We start from the raw sequence: 23,616 nt of genomic DNA, 5'->3' as shown, positions 1-23,616 counted from the left end.
AGGGATATCGCACGGAGAGACCGCGGAAAGCGGCGCAAACGCATCCGATCGTGGCGCAGTACAACGGATGTCTCACGAAGAGCCTCGTAGGGTCTTCCGAGTCGGTCGTACACAGTGCGCCCCGACTTCTCCTTGAAAGGAACTCACATGATTCTCGATAAGACGACTCTGACGAAGAAGATCGCTCTGATCTCGACGTCGTTCGCTCTCGGCGCTCTCCTGCTTTCCGGCTGCTCTGCAGCCTCGACCGACGGAGCGGCTCCTGAAGCGACGATGTCGGTCAAGGACGCGCAAGCGGCGGTCGCGACGTTCAGCCAGCAGAGCAAAGAGTACGAGAAGAAGTTCTCCGACTGTCTTGGCAGCAAGGGCGTCAAGAACGCCGGCGACGATCCGGCTGACACGGTGGAGGCAGCGCGGTCCGCCTGCGCGAGCGAAGTCGGTGAACCGCCTGTGCCGACGGCGGAGCAGACCGCGGCCAACGTCGTGCTGACCAAAAAGGCGCAAGCGTGCCTCGTCGACAAGGGCCACAAGCTGCCTGATCTCAAGGCCGACGGGAACTGGGACAACGACGCCATGTCGGCGCTCTCGAAGACCGACACGACGTTAATGTCCGACTACCGCTCGTGCGCGGACGAAATCAGCCAGTGACCGCCCACCCGCGCCGTCTCATCGCCGGCATCGCCGGTGTTCTCGTCCTGGCCGCCGTCGTCGGGATCGTCCTCTGGGCTCCGTGGTCCGCTCCGACCGCCGATACCGCGAGCGCGTCCCAACCGGTCGGCCGCACGGTGCAGGTGACGACGGGCACCGTGTCGAAGACGTCGACGGAGAAGGGAACCCTCCGCTACCCCGTCGTGAAGTCGATCACCTCCAAATCGAGTGGAACGCTCACCGCCATCCCCGACGTCGGGGCGACGATTGGGCGCGGCGACACCCTGTACGAGGTCGACACCGTGCCGACCGTCCTGCTGATCGGGACGGCTCCCGTCTGGCGTGACCTCTCGGTCGGAGCGAAGGGAAAGGACGTCCTCCAGCTAGAGGAGAACCTTTCCGCCCTCGGCTACTTCTCGCGAGTTCCCGATGAGGAATTCCTCGAGCCGACGGCGGAGGCGGTGCGGAAGTGGCAGAAGGCGCTCAAGGTCCCCGAGACCGGAGAGGTCGCACAGACCGCGATCGCCGTCGCTCCGGACGCGGTCCGAGTGGGCAGCACCCCGCTGGCCGTAGAGGCTCCGGTGGGTGCGGGGACGATGGTCCTCACGCTGACCGCGTCCGCCCCCTCGGTGAAGGTCTCGTTGCCCCTGACCGAGCAGAACCTGGCCGCGACGGGCGCGGCCGTCTCCATCACCATGCCCGACGGCTCAGCCGCTCCCGGCACGATCACCTCGGTCGGCCAGGCGCAGGGCGCCGGGGGACAGAGTTCTGGCCAGAGCGGGAGCTCGAGTTCCAGCGACGGCAGCCAGGATGACTCGGCTGCCAACCGCGTCGTCCCCGTCGAGATCAGCCTCACCGATCCGTCGGTCGCCGGCGGCTCCCAGGAGGCAGCGGTGCAGGTCGCCTTTGTCGGCGAGCGCCACGAGAACGTCCTCACTGTGCCGGTCGACGCGCTGCTCGCGCATCCCGGCGGTGGCTACGACCTCGACGTGATCGACGAGGGAAACGCGCACCACCGGCTCCCCGTGACCCTCGGGCTCGTCGCCGACGACATCGCGGAAATCTCGGGGGAGGGCCTGCACGAGGGCTTGACGGTGGGGGCGGCCGGCTCGTGAGTCTCCTCGATCTGCGCGATGTGACCCGCGAGCACGGATCTCCGCCGGTCCGCGCCGTCGACGGCATTTCGCTCGCCGTCGACCACGGCGAACTCCTCGCCATCGTCGGTCCGAGCGGATCCGGAAAGTCCAGCCTGCTGAACATCATGGGTCTCCTCGATCGCCCGACCAGCGGATCCGTCCACATCGACAATGTCGATGTGAGCACCCTCGGTGACCGCCGGCTCTCGGGCCTGCGGGCCTCGACGCTCGGCTTCGTGTTCCAGCAGTTCCACCTCGACGAGAGCAGGACAGCGCTCGACAACGTCGCCGACGGAGCGCTCTACACGGGCACGCCCCAGCGCAGGCGCCGCGAGGCGGCGGGCGAGGCACTGGAGAAGGTCGGCCTAGCGCACCGCGTGCACCATCGCCCGCACCAGCTCTCCGGAGGCGAGAAGCAGCGCGTCGCTATCGCCCGCGCGATCGTGTCGGAGGCGCCCCTCCTGCTCGCCGACGAGCCCACCGGCGCTCTCGACTCCGTCTCGGGAGCCGCCGTGGTGGCCCTCCTGCGCGAGTTGAACGAGCGCGGGACGAGCATCGTGGTGATCACCCACGACCGCGCTCTGGCCCAGAGCCTCCCCCGGGTCGTCGCCATCCGCGACGGTCGCATCGAATCGGATATCCGCTCCTCGGAAGGCGCCGCATGACCCGCTCCCGACTCCTCGCCGGCGACCTCTTCCGCATCGGCGGAGGGGGCCTACGGCTGCGCCCTCTGCGCGTGATCCTCTCCGCCCTGGGAATCGCCATCGGCATCGCCGCGATGATCGCGGTGGTCGGAGTGTCCGCGACCTCTCAGGCGAAGCTCGAGAAGCAGCTCCAGGAACTCGGCACGAATCTGCTCACCGCCGGGCCGGCCTCGAGCATGATGACCGCTCCCGTGCCGATGGCGCCCAACGCGGTCGATCGGGTTCTGCGAATCGACGGCGTCCAGTCCGCGGCCTCGGTCGCCGCCCTGTCGATCAATGCCTATCGCAACCAGTACATCGACCCGGGCCACAGCAACGGGCTCACGGTCGCCGTCGCCGATCGGCGTCTGCTGACGGTGACGGAGGCGCCGGTCACACGAGGCCGGTGGTTCGACGAGGCGTCCGCCGAGCTGCCGACGACCGTCCTCGGACCGGCTGCCGCGACGGCGCTCGGGATCCAGGACGCCGGCTCGATGATCTACGTCGGCACGCAGAATTTCATGGTCATCGGCATCCTCGGCCACAGCCCGTTGGCGCCGGAACTCGACCCCGCTGTGCTCATCCCGGGCACTGCGGCGCGTTCCCTCCTGAACTGGAAGGGAAACCCGACGACCATCTACGAGCGCTCGGCGGACGACGCGGTTCCCGCGGTGCAGCAGGTGCTCTCGGCGACCATCGACCCGGTCAAGCCCCGCAACGTTGCTGTGGCCCGTCCCTCCGATGCGCTGAAGGCGAAGAACGCGGTCGATGACTCGCTGAGCGGTCTGCTCCTCGGAGTCGGGTCGGTGGCCCTGCTCGTCGGCGGCATCGGCATCGCCAACACGATGGTGATCTCGGTCCTCGAGCGCCGCCGCGAGATCGGCCTGCGCCGCGCACTCGGTGCGACGCGCGGGCATATCCGGGCGCAGTTCCTCGTCGAAGCGTTCCTCCTCTCTCTGCTAGGCGGGATCGGCGGTGCAGCTCTCGGTACAGGGGCCGTTGCGGTCTTCGCGGCGGCGAACGAGGCTCCGCTCGTGGTGCCGGTCGGGATTGTCGCCGCGGGAGTGGGTGCGACGGTGCTGATCGGGATGATTGCCGGCTCCTACCCGGCCATTACGGCCGCTCGCACACCGCCGGCGATCGCGCTGACGACGTAGGGGCTCGTGCGCGACGGCCGCCCCCCAACATGCCCTCCAGGGGTGTACATGCCCTCCAGGGGAGAGGATGATCGCGCCTACGTGCCTTGTGACGCGGAGGGGGAGGTCGGGCAATGAGCAATGTTTCCTCAGGTCAGTCCTCGACGGACGCTGACGGACTGCCGGGATGGGACGACGTTCCCCCGACACCCGGCGTCATCATCGAGAGCGTGTCTGCGCCGATGTACCGCCTGGATCGGGTCTGGTCACCGGGCGGCACATTCCGGACACGCGGCTCACCGGCCTGGATGACTGCTCTTCTGGTGATGGAGGGCAGCGGTCTGCTGCAGCACGGCGACGAACGGATCGCCTATGTCGCGGGCCACCTCATCATCCTCGACGGCACTGCGCCGCTCGAACTCCACGTCACTGCTCCGACGGCACATTTCCTGTGGCGCTTCACGTACGCGCCACTCCTGCGGGGAACGAGCATGCGTGCGCATAAGGGGAGACCCGTGGTGCTCGAGGAGTCGTACCGAACTCCGCTGTCGGCTCTGGCGAACAGTTTGCTCGCGGCTGATTCGGCTATCGCGGAGTCCAGATACGCGGCTCGGGCGAGCGAGGGTCTTCTGGTCGCTGTTCTCTCGGCTGTGACTCGGACAGGGACCGCCGGCCCTTCTCGAGCGAGCGACCTCTATGCCGAGGCTGTAATTCTGATCGCCGAGCGAAAGTACGATCCGGACTTCACCGCCGCAATTTTGGCGCTCGAGCTCGACGTCCCCGAGCGCATGCTCGATGCGGTGTTCTCGGCCCTCGGCGGCAGCGCTGGGGGAGAGCTCGACCGGCAGCGGACCGAGGTGCTCCAGGAGCGCGTGCGGGTCGCCGACGACGCGGACTCCTTCGAGAGATTGGCGAAGGCGTCCGGCTTCGCGTCGGAGGAGGACGGCCAGAAGGCAGTCGACGCCGCCGAGGAGTGAGCGAGGTGGTTCGCTCCAGGTGCCTTCGTGGCGCCAGGCGCCTCAGTGCCGTCTGCGGCCTCAGTGCTTGAGGGCTTCGACCGGAGTCACCGAGACGGCCCGCTTCGCGGGGATGATCGCCGCTGTCACCGTGAGGGCAGCGGTGACGAGCGCGAGCCCGACGACGAGTGCAAGCGGGACGGCCGGCCCGACCACCGTCACTCCGGGCAGTGAGCCGATGAACGACAGGGCGCCGACCCAGCCGTAGGCGGCGCCGAGTGCCAGCCCGAGGAGCGTTGCCGTGATCGACATGGCGGCCGCCTCTAGCACGATCGTGCGGCGGACCTGCCGACGCGTGAAGCCCAGGGCGCGCAGGAGTCCGATCTCGTGCGTGCGCTGCACGACGCTGATGGACAGGTCGCTGATGACGCCGACGCAGGCGATTGCCGCGCTGAACGCGACCAGGCCGAGTCCGATTGCGCTCGTCTGCGCGAGGACCTCGTCGAGACCGATGTAGTAGTCCGGCCGGGTGGCGATAGCGGGATCGAGGAGCCCGCGGAACGTGGCGAGCGCGACGGAGAACGCGGCGACCACGGTGACTCCGATCAGCACCCCCGAGGTGGCCCGCGTGCTCCGTTCGGGATTGCGCAGTGCATTTGCCTGCGCGAGGGACGCCTCGGGCGTGGAGCCGAAGAGCCGACCGACGAGGTGGAGGGCGCGCGGCAGGAACGCGTGAGCGCCGAGGATGACACCGGAGAACGAGGCGAGCCCGCCCAGCAGAGTGATCAGAACGCCTCTGAAGTCCTGCAATCCCTGGAGGACCCCGAGCACGATGACGGCGTTCCCGACGACGAACAGCAGGGCGGCGAGGACCGTGCGGACGGGGCGGCGGCGGGTGCCGAGTGGAGCCTCCTCAGCAGCTCCCAGCGCCTGGATGGGCGCGACCGTCAGCACTTCGCGGGAGCCGTTCCACGCGGCCACGACCGTGACGGCGATGACGGCGACGAAGGGAAACGCGATCGTGACGGGGATAGCAGGCGGGAGGAAGGGGGCGGCGGCGCTGACGGCGACCACCGCGAGGACGGCGAAGGCCAGGCCGATCCCGAGTACTGAGCCGAGCGCCGACCCGATGAGGCCGATCGTGGCGCCCTCGCGGAGGAAGACGCGCCGCTGGGACCGGGCGGAGGAGCCGAGGAGCCGCAGGAGCGCGATCGTCCGCGTGCGCATCGCGACGGAGGCCGCGAACGTGTTGGCGGTCACGACGCCGCCGATGAACGCGGCGATGCAGAAGAAGACGGGTCCAAGGACCGCGAGGAGCTCAGGGACGATGTGGCTGCTCGCCGTGCTCGGCGCGTTCTCCAGGATCGCGTCGACGCCGGCGAGGACCGTGATCAGGGCGGTGCCGAAGGCGGCGCCGAGCGTCGCGACAACGAGGCTCGGGCGCTGGTCGTGCAGGGTTGCGCGCAGGGTCATCCGGTGGTCTCCGTGCTGTCGGTGGCGAGGATCGGTTCTGTGGTGGTGGTCTCGGGGGCGACGGGTGCTGCGGTGGCTCGCCGTGCCGAAGCATCTGCTCCAGCACGCGAGCGTCCGAAGGCGGCGCCGCGGGCGGCGAGGCGGACGCCCGGGATCGCGAGGAGGCAGGCGCCCGCCAGGACGAGGGCGCCGAGGACGGTGAAGGGGATCACGAGAACTCCCGGTCACGCCGCCTGGAAGTAGACGGCGACGAGGACGACGAGGGTGCAGCACACCGCGAGCATCACGCCGTTCAGGGCTATTCCCCATCGTGCGAGACGGTGGTACGGCTCGCGCCGGAAGCCTTTGATGCCGAGGATGATGCCGATGGTCGGGATGACGAGGATGAAGCCGACGACGACCGAGCACACGCCGAGTACGAAGCTCACCATCGACAGGCTCCGCGCCCGCGGCGGGGCGGATAGGATGCTCACATCCCGCTGGTCGGCGATGGACAGACGGTCGGACATGGGTCTCCTCGGTATCGACGGTCTCACTGCCACGGCTGCGCAGTCGATGGTCGCGTGGAAAACCGGATGGACAACCAGTCACGAGACCGATTCACGATAGAGCGCGCGCCTGGACCGCGCCAGGCTTCGCGCCAGGTGAGGCTGAGAAGGGCGCAGTGCGGCGCCATCGCCCCTCCCGTTTCGCGTCGCGAGTCGACCATGTCGTGGCGGACTGGAATTCTGGCCCGCGTATACTCCGGCGGCCGAGATCAGGGCGCCGGTGCGGACCTCACCAGGAACGGAGGCGGGACATGCCGATGCCCCCCTCGAGCGCGTCCCGCGACCGCGAGTTCTCGCTGCAGGGCGAGCCGGCCCGGGCCTGGTTGCTCGACCGCGGCGTCCGATCCTCCGACGACCCGCTGTTCCGCCTGGTCGCCGACGAGATCCGGCAGGACGGATTCCGCTTGGCGCGCGTCTGGCATTCCGCCGGTCGCCTCCGCTTCGAGCGAGAGCCGGAGACGGCGCTGCTGATCGTTCAGATCGAGGGCGCCGTCGACCTCGGCGACTCCGATGGCCCTTTCCGTCCGGTGCAGCCCGGAGAGGCGGTCCTTGTGTCCTGCGGACTCGACCTGGTCGCCCGGGAGAACAGTGCCCGCTACGAGATCGAGATGCCGAAGTCGACCCTCGCCCCGCTCGTGGCCGCCCTGTTTGCCGCAGACGGGAGGGTCATCGATCCCGTCGCCGCCTACCGTGGTGTCCTCCTGGCGGTCGTGAACGCCGCTCTCAACGGAGGCGTCACCGTCGCGGACCCGGGTTTCCCGGCCTTCCGCAGCTCCGTCAGGGGCCTGGTCGCCGCGCTCCTTGCGGAGGTGGTCCGCGACGACCGCTCGGCGGTTCCCGACTCGCTCCGGCTGCTCTTCCTGCGCGCTTGCGAGCGGATCGAGGAGGCATCGTCCGATCCGGGCTTCACCGCCGCCGCGCTCGCCCAGCGCCTCGGAGTGTCGCCGAGCTATCTCCGTCGCGCCTGCGCCGCCCACGACACGACCGCGTCGGCGCAGATCCGTTCGGCACGGCTGCGTGCGGCCCGCGAGCACGCGCACTCCGTCGGTACCAACGGGCTCGGACGAGGCGCGGACGTCGTGGCGATCGCCGGCTTCGCGAACCGGCGCGCACTGTCCCGAGCCGAGCGTGCCGAGCGCCGCTCCTCCTCGGCCGGAAGCACTCAGGATTCGACGGAGGCGCCCGGGCCGGCGCACTGAGGTCGGATTGCGCCGCTGACCGTCCCCTCTCGCGCCGATCTGGCCGGATTGCTGACCGAGAACGGGTTCTCGTGGCGCGTTGTCAGGTGAACGGCAGCGTCGCCCGAAGTGGGGCGGTAAGAACCCTCACGTCATGACCTCACTTCGAACATTCACACGACGTCGGATGCTTGCTCTCGGCAGCCTGATTCCGACGCTCGCCCTGGAGGGGTGCACTGCCCCGCCGATCGCCGTCCCGTCCGGGACGCCTGTGCCGGGTCTCGACCCCAACCCCGCTCCGCCTTCGATGGCCCCGGCCTCGTCGACATCGGTCGCGCCGGGGATTGCGCGCGTCCCTCGTCCGCCGGCCGGAAAGGGCGTCTACTCGGTCCCGGTCGACGGGAACTACGTGATGTGGACGGTGGACGACGGTGGTGACGCTGCCACTGTCCGTCGCTACGCCGAGATGGCACGCGAGACCGGGAGCCGACTCGTCTTTTTCCCGAACGCGCAGTATTCAGGCTGGGCCGAGGCTGCCGACATCCTGCGGCCTATGGTGCGGTCGGGGCAGGTGCAGATCGGCAATCATACGTATTCGCACGCCGACCTGACTTCTCTGTCCGACCAGGGCATCATTGACGAATTGATGCGCAACGATGAGGCGCTGACGGCGCTCTTCGGGGTCAGCACTAAGCCCTATTACCGTCCTCCTTTCGGCTTCCGCAACGACCACACCGATGCGGTCGCAGCGGCCATCGGATTCACGACTCCGATCATGTGGTATGGATCGCTCTCGGACTCGGGGCTGATCACGAAGGAGCAGGTGCTCGAGTTTGCCAACCAGTGGTTCATCCCCGGACACGTGGTCATCGGACATGCCAATCACCAGAGCGTGTGCGACGTCTTCCCGCAGCTCCTCAAGCTTCTTCGCGAGCGATCCCTCACCACGGTGACCCTCGATGACGTGTTCGCGAAGGCGTGATCCTCGTCTGAGCGCTCCTGGGTCGTGACTGATAGCGCTACTGGAGTGGAGGGTCGGGAGTCGGGTTCGCGAGAGTCGCTGCGACAACCCGCACTCGACAAGAAGGACAGCATGAGAAGCACAACTCCTCGCTCCGACGCCCACTCCGATAACGGGGCAGAGCCCACTCCGCGTCTCTCCCGCAGGACCATCGTCCAGGGAGCCGGCTGGACTATTCCGGTCGTCGCGGTCACGGTCGCGACGCCAGCCGCGGCGGCCTCCGGAACACCGACGCTCGCATTTACGCAGGGTTCCTATTCAGGCAAGGCATGCGAGACCATCAGCGGTGTCCAGGTGCGCCGCACAACCGACGGCTCGACCGCCGATTCCGGCCAGACCGTCTCGGTGACTCTCGCCGACGGCTACATCTTCGCGGACGGCGCGACACGGTACTCGGGCACGACAGGCAGCGACGGCACGATCACACTGCCCGGGATCAAGGTTCCCGCGAAGGGCGGGAAGTCGGCATTCGGCGCCAGTTCGACGACACTCTCCGCCTCGGCTCCCGTGTCCGGGACCAGCAAGCCCGCTGCTTTCCGGCGGGACGGGGACGGGACCGTGTCGACGCACGGCAGCGTCCCGGCGGGCTCGACGGCGATCGGTGACGGTGCGTATCTCGCCCAGAACGGCGATCTGTACAGCGGCGACACGGTTGTCGCGAGCGGCGTCGAGAAGGCGCACTGGACCTTCAATCGCTTCGGCGGCCAGGCCGGCTACCACATCCTCACCTACGTGAAGGGAACGAAGGGGTACCGCCGCGACAACGACGGGAATGTGTCGGAGTCCACGGTTCCGTCGAATTCCACTCCGATCGGCGACGGTGTCTATCTGGCACCGAACGGTGATATCTACCGCGGCGGCAGTGTCGTCGTTGCCGGCACAAGCTCGGTGCACTGGTACTTCAACCAGGCGAATAGCGATACCGCAAGCCAGAACGTCTTCACTTATGTGAAGGACGGAGTTGCCTACCGCCGAGACGGGGACGGGAACGTGACCACCAACGACAAGGTCCCGGAGGGCTCGACGGCGATCGGTGACAGCGCGTATCTCGCGCCGAACGGTGACCTGTACAGCGGCAACACGGTCGTCGCGAGCGGCGTCGATAAGGCATCGTGGACCTACAACCGCTTCGGCGATAAGGCCGGCTACCACATCCTCACCTATGTGAAGGGTACGAAGGGCTACCGCCGCGACAACAACGGGACTGTGTCGACCTTCACGGTTGTCTCGGATTCGACTCCGATTGGCGACGAGATCTTCCGGTCTCCGAACGGAGACGTCTACCACGGTGATACCAGGGTGCTCGAGGGCACGAAGTCGGCCCACTGGTACTTCAACCAGGCGAACAGCGACACCGCGAGCCAGAACGTGTACTCCTTCATGATTGAGCCCACCTGCGCGTGAGGTCCCGGCGCGGGGAGGGGTGGGCGGATCCACGAATGGATCGGTGTCCCCTCCCCGCGCCCTCTGACGTCGACCGGCTACTCGGCGTCAGCTGCCCCCGTGTCGGCGCCCCGCCGTAGGCTGTCGCTCATGACCTCGACGACGTCCCGCTCCGGTATCGACCTGCCCGAACTCGACCCCGCGACGCGCCCGCAGGACGATCTCTACCGCCATGTGAACGGGCTGTGGATCGACCGCACCGAGATCCCCTCCGACAAGGCGCGCTACGGCTCCTTCCACATCCTCCAGGAGGAGGCGGAGAAGGCGGTGCGCGAGATCATCGTGGAGGCGCAGACCGCGAAGCACGGCACCGAGGAGCGCCTGATCGGCGACCTCTACGCCTCCTTCATGGACGAGGCCCGCGCCGAGGCGCTGGGCGCGGCTCCGATCATCGCCGACCTCGCCTCGGTCCAGCGCGTTGACTCGATCCCCGCTCTGCTGCGCACCGTCGGCGAGTTCGAGCGCTCCGGCGTCCCCGGGTTCGTCGGACTCTTCGTGGACAACGACCCGGGCAACCCCGAGCGCTACCTGGTCTCCGTCAACCAGGGCGGCCTCGGCCTGCTGGACGAGAGCTACTACCGCGACGACGAGTTCGCGTCCGTCCGCGACGCCTACACGCCGTTCATCGCGCGCATGCTCGCGCTGGCGGGCATCGACGCCGTCGAGGCGCGGGCCGAGCGGATCTTCGCGCTTGAGACCGAGCTGGCAGCCGTGCACTGGGACAAGGTGCGCAGCCGGGACAGCCAGGCCACCTACAACCTCCGCTCCTGGGCAGAGGTCGAAGAACTCGCCGCGGGCATCGATCTCGGCGTCTGGCTGACCGCGATGGGTGCGCCGGAGGGGGCGCTCGCCGAGGTCGTCGTGCGCCAGCCGAGCTTCCTCCAGGGTCTCGCCGGCCTCCTCATCGAGGAGCACCTGCCGGCCTGGCGGGACTGGCTGTTGTGGCAGGTCATCCGCGGCGCCGCTGCTTACCTGTCGTCCGATTTCGTCGATGCCAACTTTGACTTCTACGGGCGTGTCCTCACCGGCACGCCGCAGAAGCGCGAGCGCTGGAAGCGCGGCGTTTCGCTCGTCGAGGCGTCGCTGGGGGAGGCGGTCGGCCGGACCTACGTCGCGCGCCACTTCCCCGAGAGCGCGAAGACCGTGATGGACGTGCTCGTCGCGAACCTGATCGAGGCCTACCGCCGTTCGATCGCCGAGCTCGAGTGGATGGGCCCCGAGACCCGGGAGCGCGCGCTCGAGAAGCTCGCGAAGTTCACCCCGAAGATCGGCTACCCCGTGCGCTGGCGCGACTACTCGGCCCTCTCGATCGACGCCGCCGACCTGATGGGGAACGTCCGCCGCGTCGCCGAGGCCGAATTTGACCGCGAACTCGGCAAGATCGGCCGCCCGCTCGACCGCGACGAGTGGTTCATGACTCCGCAGACGATCAACGCCTACTACAACCCCGGCTTCAACGAGATCGTCTTCCCTGCCGCCATCCTGCAGTTCCCGTTCTTCGACGAAAACCGCGACGCCGCCGCGAACTACGGCGCGATCGGCGCGGTCATCGGCCACGAGATCGGCCACGGCTTCGACGACCAGGGCTCCCGGTTCGACGGCGACGGCCGGCTCACCGACTGGTGGACCGAGGATGACCGCGCCGCGTTCGAGGAGCGCACCAGCGCGCTGATCGCGCAGTACGACGCGCTCGTTCCCGCAACGACTCCCGATCACCACGTCAACGGGGCGCTCACGATCGGCGAGAACATCGGCGACCTCGGCGGCCTGAGTATCGCGTGGAAGGCGTACCTCCTCTCGCTCGAGGGCCAGGAGCCGCCCGTGATCGACGGCTTGACCGGGGCCCAGCGCTTCTTCCTCTCGTGGGCGCAGGCCTGGCAGCAGAAGTCGCGGAATGAGGAGACGATCCGCCTCCTCGCCATCGACCCGCACGCTCCCGCCGAGTTCCGCTGCAACCAGATCGTCCGCAACATCCATGAGTTCTACGAGGCGTTCGACGTCTCCGATGGCGACGCTCTCTGGCTCGCCCCAGGCGAGCGCGTCAGCATCTGGTAGCCGCCCGCCGCACCCACAGCACTCCCGACACGTAGAGGGGCCCTAGCCGTGGTGATCCCCACCCGCGATTCTCGCCGCACGAATAGACGCAACCGCAGAGGGCGTCACAAGGGCGACGGCGAGCGCGACAACTTCCAGCGCGGGTTCGATGCTCTCGGGCGCCTCGCGCTCGACGGAGTGGTGGTCTCGGCCCGCGCCGTCGACCTGGCGACCGGGCGCACTCTGTTCGCTGTCGATGACTCCGTCTCGATGCCCACCGCCTCCCTCGGCACGGTCGTGCTGCTGATCGAGGTCGCCGCGCGCCTGGCGAACGAGCCCCAGGAGAACCTGCGTCTTCTCGACCGCACCGCTGGTGACGCGGTCTCAGGCTCGGGCCTCTGGCAGCACTTGCAAGTCCCCTCGATGCCGATCGCCGACCTCGCCGCTCTCGTCGGGGCATCGAGTGACAATCTCGCGACCAACGTCCTGCTGCGCCGGGTGGGGCTCGACGCGGTGCGTGAGCGCGCTGAGGCCCTCGGGCTTTCCCGCACGGCCCTGCTCGATGTGGTTCGCGATGAACGCGGCCCGGACGACGCTCCGCAGCTCTCCATCGGCTCCGCCCGGGAGTTGACCTGGCTGCTGGCGACGCTCGCGAACGGCGAGATCGTCGATGCCGCCGTGAGTTCCCGTGTGATCGGCTGGCTGTCTCTCGGCAGCGACCTTTCGCTGGTCGCGTCCGCGTTCGGCCTCGACCCACTCGCGCACCGCCGGCCCGAGCACGGGGTGCTCCTCGTCAACGCCACCGGTATCGACGTCGGAGTGCGCGCCGAGGCCGGGGTCCTCCGCGGCCCGCGAGCGGGCGTCGCCTACGCGGTGGCGACGCAATTCGACGACACGACGCTGCACTATCGCCTCGCCGTGCTCGAGGGGATGCGCACCCTCGGCGCGGACCTGCTCGAGTACGTGCACTGAGGTCGGGCAGCCGACCGGGTGTTCACTTTTTGCGCATGTTCAATTAGGCTGAACGCGACGAAAAAATGAACGGATGGTGATGGACGCCACATTCGCTGCAGAGCTCGGCCGCAGGACGGCTGAGTACGGTGTTGACATCGTCGTGCCAGGTTCCCTGGGCAGCCTGGAGGACGGCGGTCGTCGAGAAGGTCACCTCCACTACCTCGACGGCGGTGGCCTCGATCGAGTGCTCGTGAGCTACAACTCCGCCATGACCCTCACGAGCATCCCGGATGTGAGCGACGGCGCTGACGACAGGGTGCCTCTCCTCGTCCTCGGACCGCATGTCAGTGCTCGCAGTTCCGCCGCGTTCCGATCCGCGGGGGTCAATTTCTTCGATGCCGCGGGGAACGCCTTCGTCCGGCTCCCTGGCATTCTCATTGACGTCCGCGGGAGGCGGGACACGCAGCAACCCGGTACACGAAGTACCGTGAGGCCGGCAAATCTCTTCAGTACAAAGAGAGCTCAGGTGATTTTCTGCTTGATCTCCTGGCCCGAACTCCTTGACGCTCCAATTCGTGTCATCGCTCAACACGCACGCGTCTCCGTCGGCATGGCGCAAGGAACGATTGAGCTTCTTCGGTACGCGGGCTATCTTGATCGCTGGCCGAGCCCGTCCTCTCTCCGCCGACTTCCCGACCTCATCGACCGGTGGACATCCGCGTTCCCTCTCGGGCTCGGCTCGCCTACGCGGGCTAAGTCCTTCCTTGGTGATCTCGACTGCCCCCTGCAGATAGCCGACGGAGTTGTTGCCTACCTCAGCGGAGAGGCCGCGGTGAATGATCTGCACGGCACGACGATGACTGTCTACGTCGATGAGTGGTCCCCCCCCTTCGCGCGCCTCAACGGATGGCGGAGTGACCGCGATCCGAACATCCTCGTTCGGCAGGTTTTCTGGTCGGACCCGGGTCAGCAGCCCGGGCGACAAGCAATTCAGAAGGCCCCTCCGTTGCTGGTCTACGCGGACCTGCTCGCAGCAGGGGAAGGCCGGCAGCGCGACGCTGCTCGATCCACGCGGGAGGTGAATCCCGATCTACGAGCATCGTGATCCTCGATGTTTCGATGTCGTCGATGGGGTGGTGTCGTCGATCGCTGAACGCACGAGCGTGGACACCGATTCACTACTGCTCATGGGAGCGGAGGCGCGAAACCTCCTTCACGCTGCCCGTGGCCACACATTCAGGCTTCGCTCGACGACGGATCTCGATCTCGGGCTGGCGGTGCCGGACTGGCACTCCTACGACGAGCTGGCGAGGACCTATGCGAGGACGGGGAGCACCGGCATCCGGTATCGGATTGAGGGCGTCATCGTTGATGTCATGCCTTTCGGTGAGGTGGAGGATCCCCAAGGGATCACGTTGCCGCCTCGTCGGGGAGAGGCGCTCATCGTCTTCGGATTCAACGATGTCTTTGCTCGGAGTGAGCTACTTACGCTCCCGTCTGGCATCACAATCCGGTTGCCGAGCGCCGCGGGATACGGCGCTCTTAAGATGCGAGCATTCATCGATCAATCCGTTTATGGTCAGGAGAAGGACGCTCAGGATCTCGCGCTCGTCGCCTACTGGTATCAGGAGGACCCGATGATTGATGGCCAGGTATGGTCATTAGACAATGAAGATCTGATGGACCGGCTGGAGTGGGATGGGGATCTCGGCAAAGCCTTCCTCCTCGGCGTCGACATCGGCTCCGTGTTGAGCGCCGAGAATCGGGTGGATCTGCTGCACCGGTGGGCCGGGGTGGATGCAGGTCTGCTCGTGAGGAGTTTCACGTTCGGGCGAGACGATCTCTGGACCAGGGACCTCGGCCGACGAGGTGCCTTGCTCGATCAGATCGCGAGGGGAATAGCGGGCGGGATAGTGACCGGACGCGGTGCGTCAAGGCCGTGACCGCGTCAGAGAGGGCGACTTAGGCTGCCGAGAGCGGCGCTGCCTTCCGTCTGTGCCGCGGAGAGGGAACCATGAGCAGCTTCGGCTTCAACGCCCCCGAGGACGTTACCCACACCACCCGCCCCGACGTCGACTCCCTGCCGGTGCCGCCGGAGGACCCGGCCGACAGTGACGATCCGGAGGCGCCAGACGAGGCGCTGGACGAGGGCGCCGATGCGCGACTCGACGACGACCAGGACCCGCCGGAGCACCCTGTCGTCCCCTCGCCCAGCTGATCGGCCGCTCGCCCCACTGACATCCAGCGACACGCATCCCGCGCCAACGCGCGCGGAGGAGGTCATTTCGGGCAGGCTAGAGCGATGACGGAATCTCAGACATCAACCCCGCCCGTTCCGCCGTTCTCCGGCTCCCACGGTGCGCCTCCCGCGTCGCCCGCCCGCAGCGGTCTCGCCCTCGCCGCGCTGATCGTCGGGATTGCGGCCGTGCCGCTCGCTCTCGTCCCGCTCCTCGGCGGTCTCGCCGCCCTCGCCGCGATCGTCCTCGGAATCGTGGCCCTGGCAAAGAAGAAGCCGCCGAAGAGCTTTGGGGTGACCGGTCTCGTCCTCGGTGCGGTCGGTCTCGTGCTCACGATCGTCATCCTCGTGATCACGGCCGTCGGGCTGGTGAACACCGTGCGGGAGCGACAGCTCGAGGGGCTTTCCCGCTCGTCCGACTCGTCCTCGGCCCCTCGCCCTGCCGACCAGCAGCTCATCGCGAAGTTCAACGACGGCGTCATCTACGACGACAAGGTTGCGATTGGAGTCGCGGAGCCGGCCACCTACCAGCCCGGCGCGAGAGCCACGGGTGCCGACCAGGCACACCAGGTGGTGCTGACCTTCGCGATCAAGAATGACTCCGACAAGGCCTTCGACCCGCAGCTCACAGTCGATGTCTCCTCCGGTGGCGTCGAGGCGAGCCGCATCTACGACTTCTCCTCCACCGAGAAGTTCGAACAGCCTCGGACCTCGATCCTGCCCGGCGGCTCGGTGACCTGGCGCCAGGCCTTCTCTGTGGCGGACCCCAAGTCGTTGGTCGTCGAGGTCAGAACCGATTACGACCGCCCGAAAGCCATCTTCACCAACACGCAGTGACGCTCACTTCCGCGATGACCGCAGCCTGAGCGCCGGGCGCGGTCGTACGCGCGAATCTCCCTCCAGAACGCGATCACGGTGGCCACGCACATCAGGATCACCACGACGCTGAACGGCAGGGTGGCGTGGGCGTCCGGTGAGGACGGGTGCTCGGAGATGGGGTCTTCTCGTCGCCGGCGGCCTGCCGTGGAACGCAGGGGTCCGGCTGTGGGCTCGCGCGATCCACTCCCCGTGCGCGAGGCTGGACGCGTGCAGTTCAGAGTGTTTACCGAACCCCAGCAGGGCGCGAGCTACGAGGATCTCCTTGCCGTCGCGCAGGCCACCGAAGCCCTCGGCTACGACGGCTTCTTCCGCTCCGACCACTACCTCCGGATGGGAGACGGCGACCCCGGCGTCGGCCCTTCGGATGCGTGGACGACTCTCGCCGGCCTGGCTCGCGAGACCGAGCGGGTCGCGCTCGGTACCCTCGTCTCGTCCGTCACCTACCGACCACCGGGCATCCTGGCGATCCAGGTGGCGCAGGTGGACGCGATGTCGGGCGGTCGCGTCGAGCTCGGCCTCGGCACCGGCTGGTTCGAACAGGAGCACGCCGCGTACGGCATTCCTTTTCCGCCCCGTCGCTTCGACCTGCTCGAGGAGCAGCTCGAGATCGTTACCGGCCTGTGGTCGACGCCGGTCGGGGAGCTGTACTCGTTCGCGGGCGAGCACTACACGCTGACCGACTCGCCGGCACTGCCGAAGCCCGCGCGGTTGCCGCTGCCGGTGATTGTGGGCGGAGGCGGGCCCCGGCGGACTCCGGCGCTCGCGGCGCGCTTCGCAAGCGAGTTCAACCTGCCGTTCCCCGAGTTCGACGCGATCCCGGGCGCTTTCGCGCGGGTCGATGAGGCGTGCCGGGCGATCGGGCGTGAGCCGTCGTCCATCGTGCACTCGGTCGCGCTGATCGCGGTCGGCGGAGGCGATGAGGCGGAGTTCACGCGCCGAGCCGCCGCGATCGGTCGCGAGCCGACCGAGTTGCGCGAGCACGGTGTGGCGGGTGGCGTGCAGGAGGCGGTCGACCGCCTCGAATCGCTCCGCGAGGCGGGCGTCGAGCGGGTCTACCTGCAGTTCATGGATCTGCAGGACCTTGAGCACCTCGACTTCTTCGCCCGCGAGGTGCTGCCGCAACTCTCGTCCTGAGGCGGTCGTCGGCGCAGCAACGCGGATCCGCTTCTGAATGCTCGGTGGGGGAGGAGACCCGGGCGACCTACGCTGGAGGGATGGCGGACACGATCGAGCGCGCGGACGAGCGGCTGGCAACCCGCTCTGCGGCGGAGGTGCCGTGGATCGTCCTGGTCTGGGACGACCCAGTGAACCTGATGTCGTACGTCTCGTACGTGTTCCGCAGCTACTTCGGCTTCGGGAGGGCGGAGGCCGAGCGCCTCATGCTCCAGGTGCACACCGAGGGACGCGCCGTCGTGGCGACCGGGAACCGCGAGGAGATGGAGCGGCACGTGGAGGCGATGCACGGCTACGGCTTGTGGGCGACGCTGCAGAAGGCCGACGCATGAGCGGGGCGGGCTGATGCGCGCGTTCCGCCGCGATTCCTCCGGTGCAGCCGTCGCTCGCTTCGACCGTGAGGAGGCCGGGATCCTCCGCCACCTCGCTGGTGAGATGCTGGAGCTGCTCGACCGGGGTGCGTCCTCCCCCGAGGCCCGATCCGACCCGGCGCTGGCGCGACTCCTGCCCGATGCGTACCGCGACGACGCCGAGGCGGCTGAGGAGTTTCGGCGCTTCACTGCTCCGGATCTCGCCGGCCGCAAGATGGATGATGCGCGGGCGGTCGTGACGGGGCTGGATGCCGGCGACGGCTCGAGCCACAACCGGGTGTTCGCGGGGCTGGGCGAGGTGAGTGTGCGGCTGGAGGAGCCGCAGGCGATCGCGTGGCTCCGGGCCCTGACCGATATGCGGCTTGCGCTGGCTGTGCGCCTCGGGATCGCGGACACTGAGGGCGCCCAGCCGCAGGGCGACAATGCTGCCGCTATCCGCAGCGTCTACGACTGGCTGGGGGGCGTCCAGGACGGTCTCGTCCGCGCCGTTGACGTCTGATCCGCTCGACGACCCGCCATTCCACAGGTGTGGACAAACCTGTGGAGAGGTGTGGAGAACTGCCCCGACGCCTCTCCCGATCCGCTGAGGACCCGGAGCCCGGGTGTGGAAACTCGAAGCGTCCCCCTGTGAGCATTCGCGAGCAGCATCCGCGCGGACGACTGCCCGGCACGACACCCGCCGTGAGCAGGCTCCCTTCCGGCTTCCGCGTTCCTCAGGGATCTCGAGCTCGGCGGAGAGCGACTCCGTCTTACCCGGCACCCCCCTTTTGCGCAACTGGTGCCACCACCGTGGAGGCGGTGACACGCTGAGGATTGTGAGTGGGGGAATTGAGGAGGCGGCCGGGGCACGCCCCGCGCTGACGACGGACGCGGCGGGGCTGCTCTCACGCGCCTCTACCGGCGACACCTCCGCGCTCGCCGATCTCTTCGACCGCTTCGGCGGGCTGTTCTCGGCGTGCATCTCCACCGTGCAGGCTGATCCCGGTGCGCGCGATCGGCTTTGCACGGAGGTGTTCACCGCTGTGTGGCGGCGCGCACGGGAGGGTTCCCGGGTGCCGGAACCGGTGCTGTGGCTGCTCGAAGTGCTCTGCGAAACGCTGGGCTCGACGGTCGATTCCGCGCGGCGACCGATTGCCCGCGAGGTGCTCGCACTCGGGTGCCCGATCGGGAATTGCTTCTGTTGGCCTCGGCCGGTCGCTTTTCGCAGCCCGAGATCGCCGCGCTCACCGGAATCGGCGAACCTCGCCTGCGCTCGATCCTCCGCGACGCTCTCCAGTCACTGCGCGGTGGTCTCCGGATCGCCTGACCACTGGGGAATAGGCTCGCCGCGAGCTAAGTTGAGTCGTACGCACTCAACTTTCGATCCACGGAGGAGACCATCATGCAGGCCGGTCGAATGCCCCAGCAGGACGAAAAGTCCGCCCTCGAGCAGTACGGCGTCAACCTGACCGCGATCGCGGCCAGCGGCAGACTCGACCCGGTGATCGGGCGCGACGCCGAAATCCGGCGCGTCAGCCAGGTGCTCACGCGCCGCACCAAGAACAACCCGGTCCTCATCGGCGAGCCCGGCGTCGGCAAGACCGCCGTCGTCGAGGGGCTCGCCCAGCGGATCGTCGCGGGCGACGTCGCCGAAAGCCTCAAGGGCAAGCAACTCGTGAGCCTCGACCTTTCGGCGCTGATCGCGGGAGCGAAGTACCGCGGTGAGTTCGAGGAGCGGTTGAAGGCGGTGCTCCAGGAGATCGAGGAGTCCGACGGCCGGATCATCACCTTCATTGATGAGCTGCACACGCTGATGGGCGCGGGCGGCGGCGAGGGCTCGGTCGCGGCGGCGAACATGCTCAAGCCCATGCTTGCCCGTGGCGAGCTGCGGATGATCGGCGCGACCACCCTGGACGAGTACCGCCAGTACATCGAGAAGGACGCGGCGCTGGAGCGTCGGTTCCAGCAGGTGTTCGTCGGCGAGCCGAGCGTGGAGGACACGGTCGCGATCCTCCGCGGGTTGAAGGAGCGCTACGAGGCGCACCACAAGGTCGCCATCGCCGACTCCGCCCTGGTGGCCGCCGCTTCGCTCTCGAATCGCTACATCACGGCGCGCCAGCTGCCGGATAAGGCGATTGATCTGATCGACGAGGCCGCGTCGCGCCTGCGGATGGAGATCGACTCCGCTCCGGTAGAGATCGACGAGCTGCGCCGCTCCGTCGACCGGCTAAAGCTGGAGGAGCTGGCGCTGAAGAAGGAGAAGGACGAGGCTTCGAAGGCGCGGCTCGAGAAGCTGCGGGAGGACCTCGCGCGGCGCGCCGCCGAGCTCGAGGAGCTGCAGGAGCGCTGGGAGCGTGAGCGCGCCTCCCTCAACCGCGTCGGCGAATTGAAGAACCGGCTCGACGCCCTGCGCATCGCGGCCGAGCGGGCGCAGCGCGAAGGGAAGCTCGAGCGCGCGTCGAAGCTGCTGTACGGCGACATTCCGGTGATCGAGCGCGAGCTCGCTGCCGCGGAGGTCGAGGAGGAGCCTGTCGAGGGGCGCATGGTCAACGAGCAGGTGACGGCGGACGACATCGCGGCGGTCATCGCGGCGTGGACCGGCATCCCCGTGGGTCGGCTGCTTCAGGGCGAGACCGAGAAGCTGCTGCACCTTGAGACCGAGCTGCACCGGCGGCTGATCGGGCAGGACGAGGCCGTCTCGGCCGTGTCCGATGCCGTGCGCCGCACTCGTGCGGGCATCTCCGACCCCGACCGGCCCACCGGCTCCTTTCTCTTCCTCGGGCCTACCGGCGTCGGCAAGACCGAGCTGGCGAAGGCGCTCGCCGACCACCTCTTCGATGACGAGAAGGCGATGGTGCGCATCGATATGTCGGAGTACGGCGAGAAGTTTGCCGTCTCGCGGTTGGTGGGGGCTCCTCCCGGCTACGTCGGCTACGAGCAGGGCGGTCAGCTGACGGAGGCGGTGCGGCGTCGCCCCTATTCCGTTGTGCTGCTTGACGAGATCGAGAAGGCGCACCCCGAAGTGTTCGACGTGCTGCTTCAGGTGCTGGACGACGGGCGGCTGACCGACGGGCAGGGGCGGACTGTCGACTTCCGCAACACGATCCTCATCCTCACCTCGAACCTGGGTTCGCAGTTCCTCGTCGATCCCACGCTCTCGCGGGCGCAGAAAGAGGAGGCGGTGCAGCAGATGGTGCGCCAAGCCTTCAAGCCCGAATTCGTGAATCGGCTCGACGACATCGTGATCTTCGACGCGCTCGACCGTACCGAGCTGGGGGAGATCGTGTCGCTGTACGTCGACCGACTCTCGCGGCGGTTGGCGGAGCGGCGGCTCGATCTCGCGGTCACGCCCGCCGCCCGCAGCTGGCTGGCCGAGCGCGGGTACGACCCGCAATACGGTGCGCGGCCGTTGCGTCGGCTGATGCAGCGGGCGATTGACGACCAGCTCGCGACGGCGCTGCTCGGCGGGACGATTCGTGACGGCGACGTGGTGCTGGTGGACGTGGCGCCGGATGGCGAGAGCCTGGTGGTGACGCCGGGCCTGACGGCGTCGGCGTAGGCGCCTCGGGCGCCGCGGTGCCTGGGGCCGCCACGCGAGTGTCCAAAAGTTGTCGCACTGGGCGTCGAGTGCGACAACTTTTGGACACTCGTGGCGGCGAGCGGCGGCGGAGGCTCCTCCACAGGGGGTGAAGAGGGCGAGATCGTCCACAGATGTGATCGCGAGCGCCCGTGGCGACGGAGGCGTGCGTAGCGTCGCGGGTATGTCCTTCGAATCGCCGCGCATGGCCGACCTCGCTCCCGAGCAGCGACCGCGCGAGCGCTTGCGTGCGCGGGGTCCCGGGGCGCTGACCGATGCAGAGACTCTCGCCGTGCTGATTGGAGCGGGAGTGCGCGGCGCTAACGCGACCGTCGTGGCGCAACGCCTTCTGGCGCGCTTCGGCGGCATCGACGCCGTCGCGCGCGCCGGCGTGGTCGATCTGATGCGGCATCGCGGAGTCGGCGAGGTCGCCGCGTGCCGGCTGGTCGCCTCTTTCGAGCTGCGGCGACGGATGAACCGCGCGTCGCGTGCCGCTCGGGTGACGGATGCGGAGGGGCTGGCCGAGCTGGTCATTCCGCTCCTCGCCGCCCGCCCGCTCGAGACCGTGCTGGCGGTCGCACTCGGTGAGTCGGGCGTTGTCCGCGACGTCCTGACGCTGGCCGACGGTGCTCCCGCCCATGCCGAGCTGCCGGTGCCCACCGTGCTGGCCGAGGTGCTCGCCCGCGGCGCCACGGGAGTCGGACTCGCGCACAGTCATCCGGGCGAAGCAGCTGTTCTGCCCTCCGACCGGGCAGCGACGCGAGCGCTCGCCGAGGGGGCGGAGGCGTGCGGGCTGCGATTCGTCGCCCACGTGGTCGTCGGACGAGACGGCTGGGCGGAGGCGCCGCCGTGATCGCGCGATCCTCGACGGGTCGCCCGGACACCCGTGTTCGGGGGGTCCCGCACGTCGCGCGGCACAGCGTGCCGGGCTGTGCCGCTGGAGCGGATGCTGCCCTTCATGCAAGCCCCCTTCGGTCCGGCGTCCGCTGCACGACGCGGGCGTAGCGTGGAACGCGTCCTACCCCTCCCCCAAACCAGGAGTATTCATGCGAGCAACACTCATCCACGGTGAGCGCGACATCCGGCTCCAGGAGGTCCCTGACCCTCAGCTGTCGACCGGCCGTGACGCGATCGTTCGCGTCACGGCCGCCTGCGTCTGCGGCTCCGACCTCTGGCCCTACCGCGGTGTCACTCCCACGAAAGAGGAGCATCGCATCGGCCATGAATTCGTCGGCGTCGTCGAGGCCGTGGGTGAGGACGTGCACGATGCCGCTGTCGGCGACTTCGTGATCGCTCCCTTCTACATCTGCGACGGCACGTGCGTGAACTGCGTCAACGGTGTCTCGACTTCCTGCCTCTCGGGTGGCTGGTGGGGTGCGGAGGTGCGCGAGGAGGGCTTCGCGGACGGCGCCCAGGGCGAGAAGGTGCGCGTTCCGCTCGCCGACGGCACGCTCTTCCGTGTCGGCACCGACCCCGACCCGGCGCTCATCCCGAGCCTCCTGACGCTGGCCGACGTGATGGGCACCGGTCACCACGCGGCCGTGTCCGCGGGAGTGACCGCCGGCTCGACGGTCGCGGTGGTCGGCGACGGCGCGGTCGGCCTCTGTGCCGTTCTCGCGGCCAAGCGCCTCGGAGCGAGCACCATCATCGCGATGTCACGGCATGAGTCGCGTCAGAATCTCGCCCGACGGTTCGGAGCGACACACATCGTTGAGACCCGCGGCGACGAGGGCGTTGCACGCGTCCGCGAACTGACCGACGGAATCGGAGCCGACTGCGTGCTCGAGTGCGTTGGCACCAAGGAGTCGATGCAGCAGGCGCTCGACTCCGCGCGCCCCGGCGGGATGGTCGGTTATGTCGGTGTCCCGAACGGAGGCCCCGAGCTGCCCGTGCGGCAGATGTTCGGATCAAACGTGGGCGTGAACGGCGGAGTGGCTCCGGTGCGCGGCTACATGGCGGAACTGCTTCCCGACGTGCTCAGCGGAGCGATCGAGCCCGGCCTGGTCTTCGACCTCGAACTGCCGCTCGAACAGATCGCGGAGGCGTACGCCGCGATGGACGAGCGCCGCGCGATCAAGACGCTCGTGCGTCCGTAACCCGACGCCCGTCCGGGCGTGGGCCCCCGCGAAATGTCGCGAGATGCCGACGGACGGACGAGATCCCCCGCCGCGGCAGGCGATCTCGTCCGTCT

Annotated in this window: 24 protein-coding genes; 21 read left to right on the top strand and 3 right to left on the bottom strand. The window is 68.3% G+C overall.

Going from position 1 to position 23,616, the window contains the following annotated elements:
* Positions 1-114 precede the first annotated feature (114 nt).
* The 5 genes from HRF29_RS09270 to HRF29_RS09250 all read left to right on the top strand — a co-directional run bounded on the left by HRF29_RS09270 (position 115) and on the right by HRF29_RS09250 (position 4,580).
* Positions 115-648 carry a hypothetical protein gene (locus HRF29_RS09270; RefSeq protein WP_173248093.1) on the top strand — a complete coding sequence of 178 codons (534 nt, stop codon included), beginning with the start codon at positions 115-117 and terminating at the stop codon, positions 646-648.
* Positions 645-1,763, top strand: a complete 1,119-nt coding sequence (locus HRF29_RS09265; RefSeq protein WP_173248091.1) for a peptidoglycan-binding protein — start codon at positions 645-647, stop codon at positions 1,761-1,763. Before HRF29_RS09270 ends, HRF29_RS09265 begins: the two co-directional genes overlap by 4 nt.
* A complete protein-coding gene (locus tag HRF29_RS09260; protein WP_173248089.1) occupies positions 1,760-2,449 on the top strand; it encodes an ATP-binding cassette domain-containing protein in 690 nt (229 codons plus the stop codon). Before HRF29_RS09265 ends, HRF29_RS09260 begins: the two co-directional genes overlap by 4 nt.
* Positions 2,446-3,624: an ABC transporter permease gene (locus HRF29_RS09255; RefSeq protein ID WP_173248087.1), complete on the top strand. Its 1,179-nt coding sequence runs from the start codon at positions 2,446-2,448 to the stop codon at positions 3,622-3,624. Before HRF29_RS09260 ends, HRF29_RS09255 begins: the two co-directional genes overlap by 4 nt.
* A 113-nt stretch (positions 3,625-3,737) precedes the next feature.
* Positions 3,738-4,580 carry a cupin domain-containing protein gene (locus HRF29_RS09250; protein WP_173248085.1) on the top strand — a complete coding sequence of 281 codons (843 nt, stop codon included), beginning with the start codon at positions 3,738-3,740 and terminating at the stop codon, positions 4,578-4,580.
* 60 nt (positions 4,581-4,640) lie between these two features.
* Here HRF29_RS09250 and HRF29_RS09245 read toward each other — a convergent pair whose 3' ends face one another.
* From HRF29_RS09245 to HRF29_RS09235, 3 genes are read right to left on the bottom strand one after another with little or no spacing between them, the layout of a single operon-like run.
* Positions 4,641-6,032 carry an ABC transporter permease gene (locus HRF29_RS09245; RefSeq protein WP_173248083.1) on the bottom strand — a complete coding sequence of 464 codons (1,392 nt, stop codon included), beginning with the start codon at positions 6,030-6,032 and terminating at the stop codon, positions 4,641-4,643.
* Positions 6,029-6,244, bottom strand: a complete 216-nt coding sequence (locus tag HRF29_RS09240; RefSeq protein WP_173248081.1) for a hypothetical protein — start codon at positions 6,242-6,244, stop codon at positions 6,029-6,031. The genes HRF29_RS09245 and HRF29_RS09240 overlap by 4 nt, the downstream gene beginning before the upstream one ends.
* A gap of 12 nt (positions 6,245-6,256) precedes the next feature.
* A complete protein-coding gene (locus tag HRF29_RS09235) occupies positions 6,257-6,541 on the bottom strand; it encodes a hypothetical protein (RefSeq protein WP_173248079.1) in 285 nt (94 codons plus the stop codon).
* Between the two features lie 290 nt (positions 6,542-6,831).
* Here HRF29_RS09235 and HRF29_RS09230 point away from each other — a divergent pair, with 290 nt between their 5' ends.
* From HRF29_RS09230 to HRF29_RS09155, 16 genes are all read left to right on the top strand, one after another.
* Positions 6,832-7,779 carry a helix-turn-helix transcriptional regulator gene (locus HRF29_RS09230; RefSeq protein WP_173248077.1) on the top strand — a complete coding sequence of 316 codons (948 nt, stop codon included), beginning with the start codon at positions 6,832-6,834 and terminating at the stop codon, positions 7,777-7,779.
* 133 nt (positions 7,780-7,912) lie between these two features.
* Complete coding sequence (locus HRF29_RS09225; protein ID WP_173248075.1) at positions 7,913-8,740, top strand: polysaccharide deacetylase family protein; 828 nt, start codon at positions 7,913-7,915, stop codon at positions 8,738-8,740.
* 111 nt (positions 8,741-8,851) lie between these two features.
* Positions 8,852-10,183 (top strand): hypothetical protein, encoded by a 1,332-nt coding sequence (locus tag HRF29_RS09220; protein WP_173248073.1) that lies wholly within the window; start codon positions 8,852-8,854, stop codon positions 10,181-10,183.
* Positions 10,184-10,312: 129 nt separating this feature from the next.
* Positions 10,313-12,277 (top strand): M13 family metallopeptidase, encoded by a 1,965-nt coding sequence (locus HRF29_RS09215; RefSeq protein ID WP_173248071.1) that lies wholly within the window; start codon positions 10,313-10,315, stop codon positions 12,275-12,277.
* 48 nt (positions 12,278-12,325) lie between these two features.
* The gene (locus HRF29_RS09210) at positions 12,326-13,228 is read left to right on the top strand and encodes a serine hydrolase (RefSeq protein ID WP_173248069.1); all 903 of its coding nucleotides are present in this window, start codon (positions 12,326-12,328) and stop codon (positions 13,226-13,228) included.
* Positions 13,229-13,301: 73 nt separating this feature from the next.
* On the top strand, positions 13,302-14,315 hold the full coding sequence (locus HRF29_RS09205; protein ID WP_173248067.1) for a type IV toxin-antitoxin system AbiEi family antitoxin: 1,014 nt from the start codon (positions 13,302-13,304) through the stop codon (positions 14,313-14,315).
* 58 nt (positions 14,316-14,373) lie between these two features.
* Complete coding sequence (locus HRF29_RS09200) at positions 14,374-15,153, top strand: hypothetical protein (RefSeq protein ID WP_173248065.1); 780 nt, start codon at positions 14,374-14,376, stop codon at positions 15,151-15,153.
* Positions 15,154-15,224: 71 nt separating this feature from the next.
* Positions 15,225-15,428 (top strand): hypothetical protein, encoded by a 204-nt coding sequence (locus HRF29_RS09195; protein WP_173248063.1) that lies wholly within the window; start codon positions 15,225-15,227, stop codon positions 15,426-15,428.
* A gap of 84 nt (positions 15,429-15,512) precedes the next feature.
* The gene (locus HRF29_RS09190; protein WP_173248061.1) at positions 15,513-16,283 is read left to right on the top strand and encodes a DUF4190 domain-containing protein; all 771 of its coding nucleotides are present in this window, start codon (positions 15,513-15,515) and stop codon (positions 16,281-16,283) included.
* Between the two features lie 249 nt (positions 16,284-16,532).
* Positions 16,533-17,459 (top strand): TIGR03560 family F420-dependent LLM class oxidoreductase, encoded by a 927-nt coding sequence (locus HRF29_RS09185; RefSeq protein WP_173248060.1) that lies wholly within the window; start codon positions 16,533-16,535, stop codon positions 17,457-17,459.
* Between the two features lie 80 nt (positions 17,460-17,539).
* Positions 17,540-17,830: an ATP-dependent Clp protease adapter ClpS gene (gene clpS, locus HRF29_RS09180; protein WP_104222829.1), complete on the top strand. Its 291-nt coding sequence runs from the start codon at positions 17,540-17,542 to the stop codon at positions 17,828-17,830.
* Positions 17,831-17,843: 13 nt separating this feature from the next.
* Positions 17,844-18,368 (top strand): DUF2017 domain-containing protein, encoded by a 525-nt coding sequence (locus HRF29_RS09175; protein WP_173248058.1) that lies wholly within the window; start codon positions 17,844-17,846, stop codon positions 18,366-18,368.
* Positions 18,369-19,025: 657 nt separating this feature from the next.
* Positions 19,026-19,175, top strand: a complete 150-nt coding sequence (locus tag HRF29_RS09170; RefSeq protein WP_173248057.1) for a hypothetical protein — start codon at positions 19,026-19,028, stop codon at positions 19,173-19,175.
* 75 nt (positions 19,176-19,250) lie between these two features.
* Positions 19,251-21,407: an ATP-dependent Clp protease ATP-binding subunit gene (locus tag HRF29_RS09165; protein ID WP_173248054.1), complete on the top strand. Its 2,157-nt coding sequence runs from the start codon at positions 19,251-19,253 to the stop codon at positions 21,405-21,407.
* Positions 21,408-21,609: 202 nt separating this feature from the next.
* The gene (locus tag HRF29_RS09160; RefSeq protein WP_173248053.1) at positions 21,610-22,278 is read left to right on the top strand and encodes a JAB domain-containing protein; all 669 of its coding nucleotides are present in this window, start codon (positions 21,610-21,612) and stop codon (positions 22,276-22,278) included.
* Positions 22,279-22,471: 193 nt separating this feature from the next.
* Positions 22,472-23,521, top strand: coding sequence for a zinc-dependent alcohol dehydrogenase family protein (locus HRF29_RS09155; protein ID WP_173248050.1), 1,050 nt, complete (start codon positions 22,472-22,474; stop codon positions 23,519-23,521).
* Positions 23,522-23,616: the final 95 nt, after the last annotated feature.

Origin of the sequence: Rathayibacter agropyri (assembly GCF_013249015.1) — a bacterium.
In the GTDB taxonomy this organism is placed as follows: Bacteria; Actinomycetota; Actinomycetes; order Actinomycetales; family Microbacteriaceae; genus Rathayibacter; species Rathayibacter agropyri.
The sequence above is the reverse complement of the archived record's forward strand: the minus strand, read 5'-3'. Positions and strand labels throughout refer to the sequence as shown.

Excerpts from the sequence above, each read along its gene's own strand:
- HRF29_RS09175 (WP_173248058.1), top strand. The coding sequence starts at position 17,844 with ATGCGCGCGTTCCGCCGCGATTCCTCCGGTGCAGCCGTCGCTCGCTTC.
- HRF29_RS09255 (WP_173248087.1), top strand. The coding sequence starts at position 2,446 with ATGACCCGCTCCCGACTCCTCGCCGGCGACCTCTTCCGCATCGGCGGA.
- HRF29_RS09215 (WP_173248071.1), top strand. The coding sequence starts at position 10,313 with ATGACCTCGACGACGTCCCGCTCCGGTATCGACCTGCCCGAACTCGAC.
- HRF29_RS09235 (WP_173248079.1), bottom strand. The coding sequence starts at position 6,541 with ATGTCCGACCGTCTGTCCATCGCCGACCAGCGGGATGTGAGCATCCTA.
- HRF29_RS09155 (WP_173248050.1), top strand. The coding sequence starts at position 22,472 with ATGCGAGCAACACTCATCCACGGTGAGCGCGACATCCGGCTCCAGGAG.
- HRF29_RS09220 (WP_173248073.1), top strand. The coding sequence starts at position 8,852 with ATGAGAAGCACAACTCCTCGCTCCGACGCCCACTCCGATAACGGGGCA.
- HRF29_RS09165 (WP_173248054.1), top strand. The coding sequence starts at position 19,251 with ATGCAGGCCGGTCGAATGCCCCAGCAGGACGAAAAGTCCGCCCTCGAG.
- HRF29_RS09250 (WP_173248085.1), top strand. The coding sequence starts at position 3,738 with ATGAGCAATGTTTCCTCAGGTCAGTCCTCGACGGACGCTGACGGACTG.
- HRF29_RS09195 (WP_173248063.1), top strand. The coding sequence starts at position 15,225 with ATGAGCAGCTTCGGCTTCAACGCCCCCGAGGACGTTACCCACACCACC.
- HRF29_RS09245 (WP_173248083.1), bottom strand. The coding sequence starts at position 6,032 with ATGACCCTGCGCGCAACCCTGCACGACCAGCGCCCGAGCCTCGTTGTC.
- HRF29_RS09230 (WP_173248077.1), top strand. The coding sequence starts at position 6,832 with ATGCCGATGCCCCCCTCGAGCGCGTCCCGCGACCGCGAGTTCTCGCTG.
- HRF29_RS09225 (WP_173248075.1), top strand. The coding sequence starts at position 7,913 with ATGACCTCACTTCGAACATTCACACGACGTCGGATGCTTGCTCTCGGC.
- HRF29_RS09205 (WP_173248067.1), top strand. The coding sequence starts at position 13,302 with ATGGTGATGGACGCCACATTCGCTGCAGAGCTCGGCCGCAGGACGGCT.
- HRF29_RS09160 (WP_173248053.1), top strand. The coding sequence starts at position 21,610 with ATGTCCTTCGAATCGCCGCGCATGGCCGACCTCGCTCCCGAGCAGCGA.
- clpS (WP_104222829.1), top strand. The coding sequence starts at position 17,540 with ATGGCGGACACGATCGAGCGCGCGGACGAGCGGCTGGCAACCCGCTCT.
- HRF29_RS09190 (WP_173248061.1), top strand. The coding sequence starts at position 15,513 with ATGACGGAATCTCAGACATCAACCCCGCCCGTTCCGCCGTTCTCCGGC.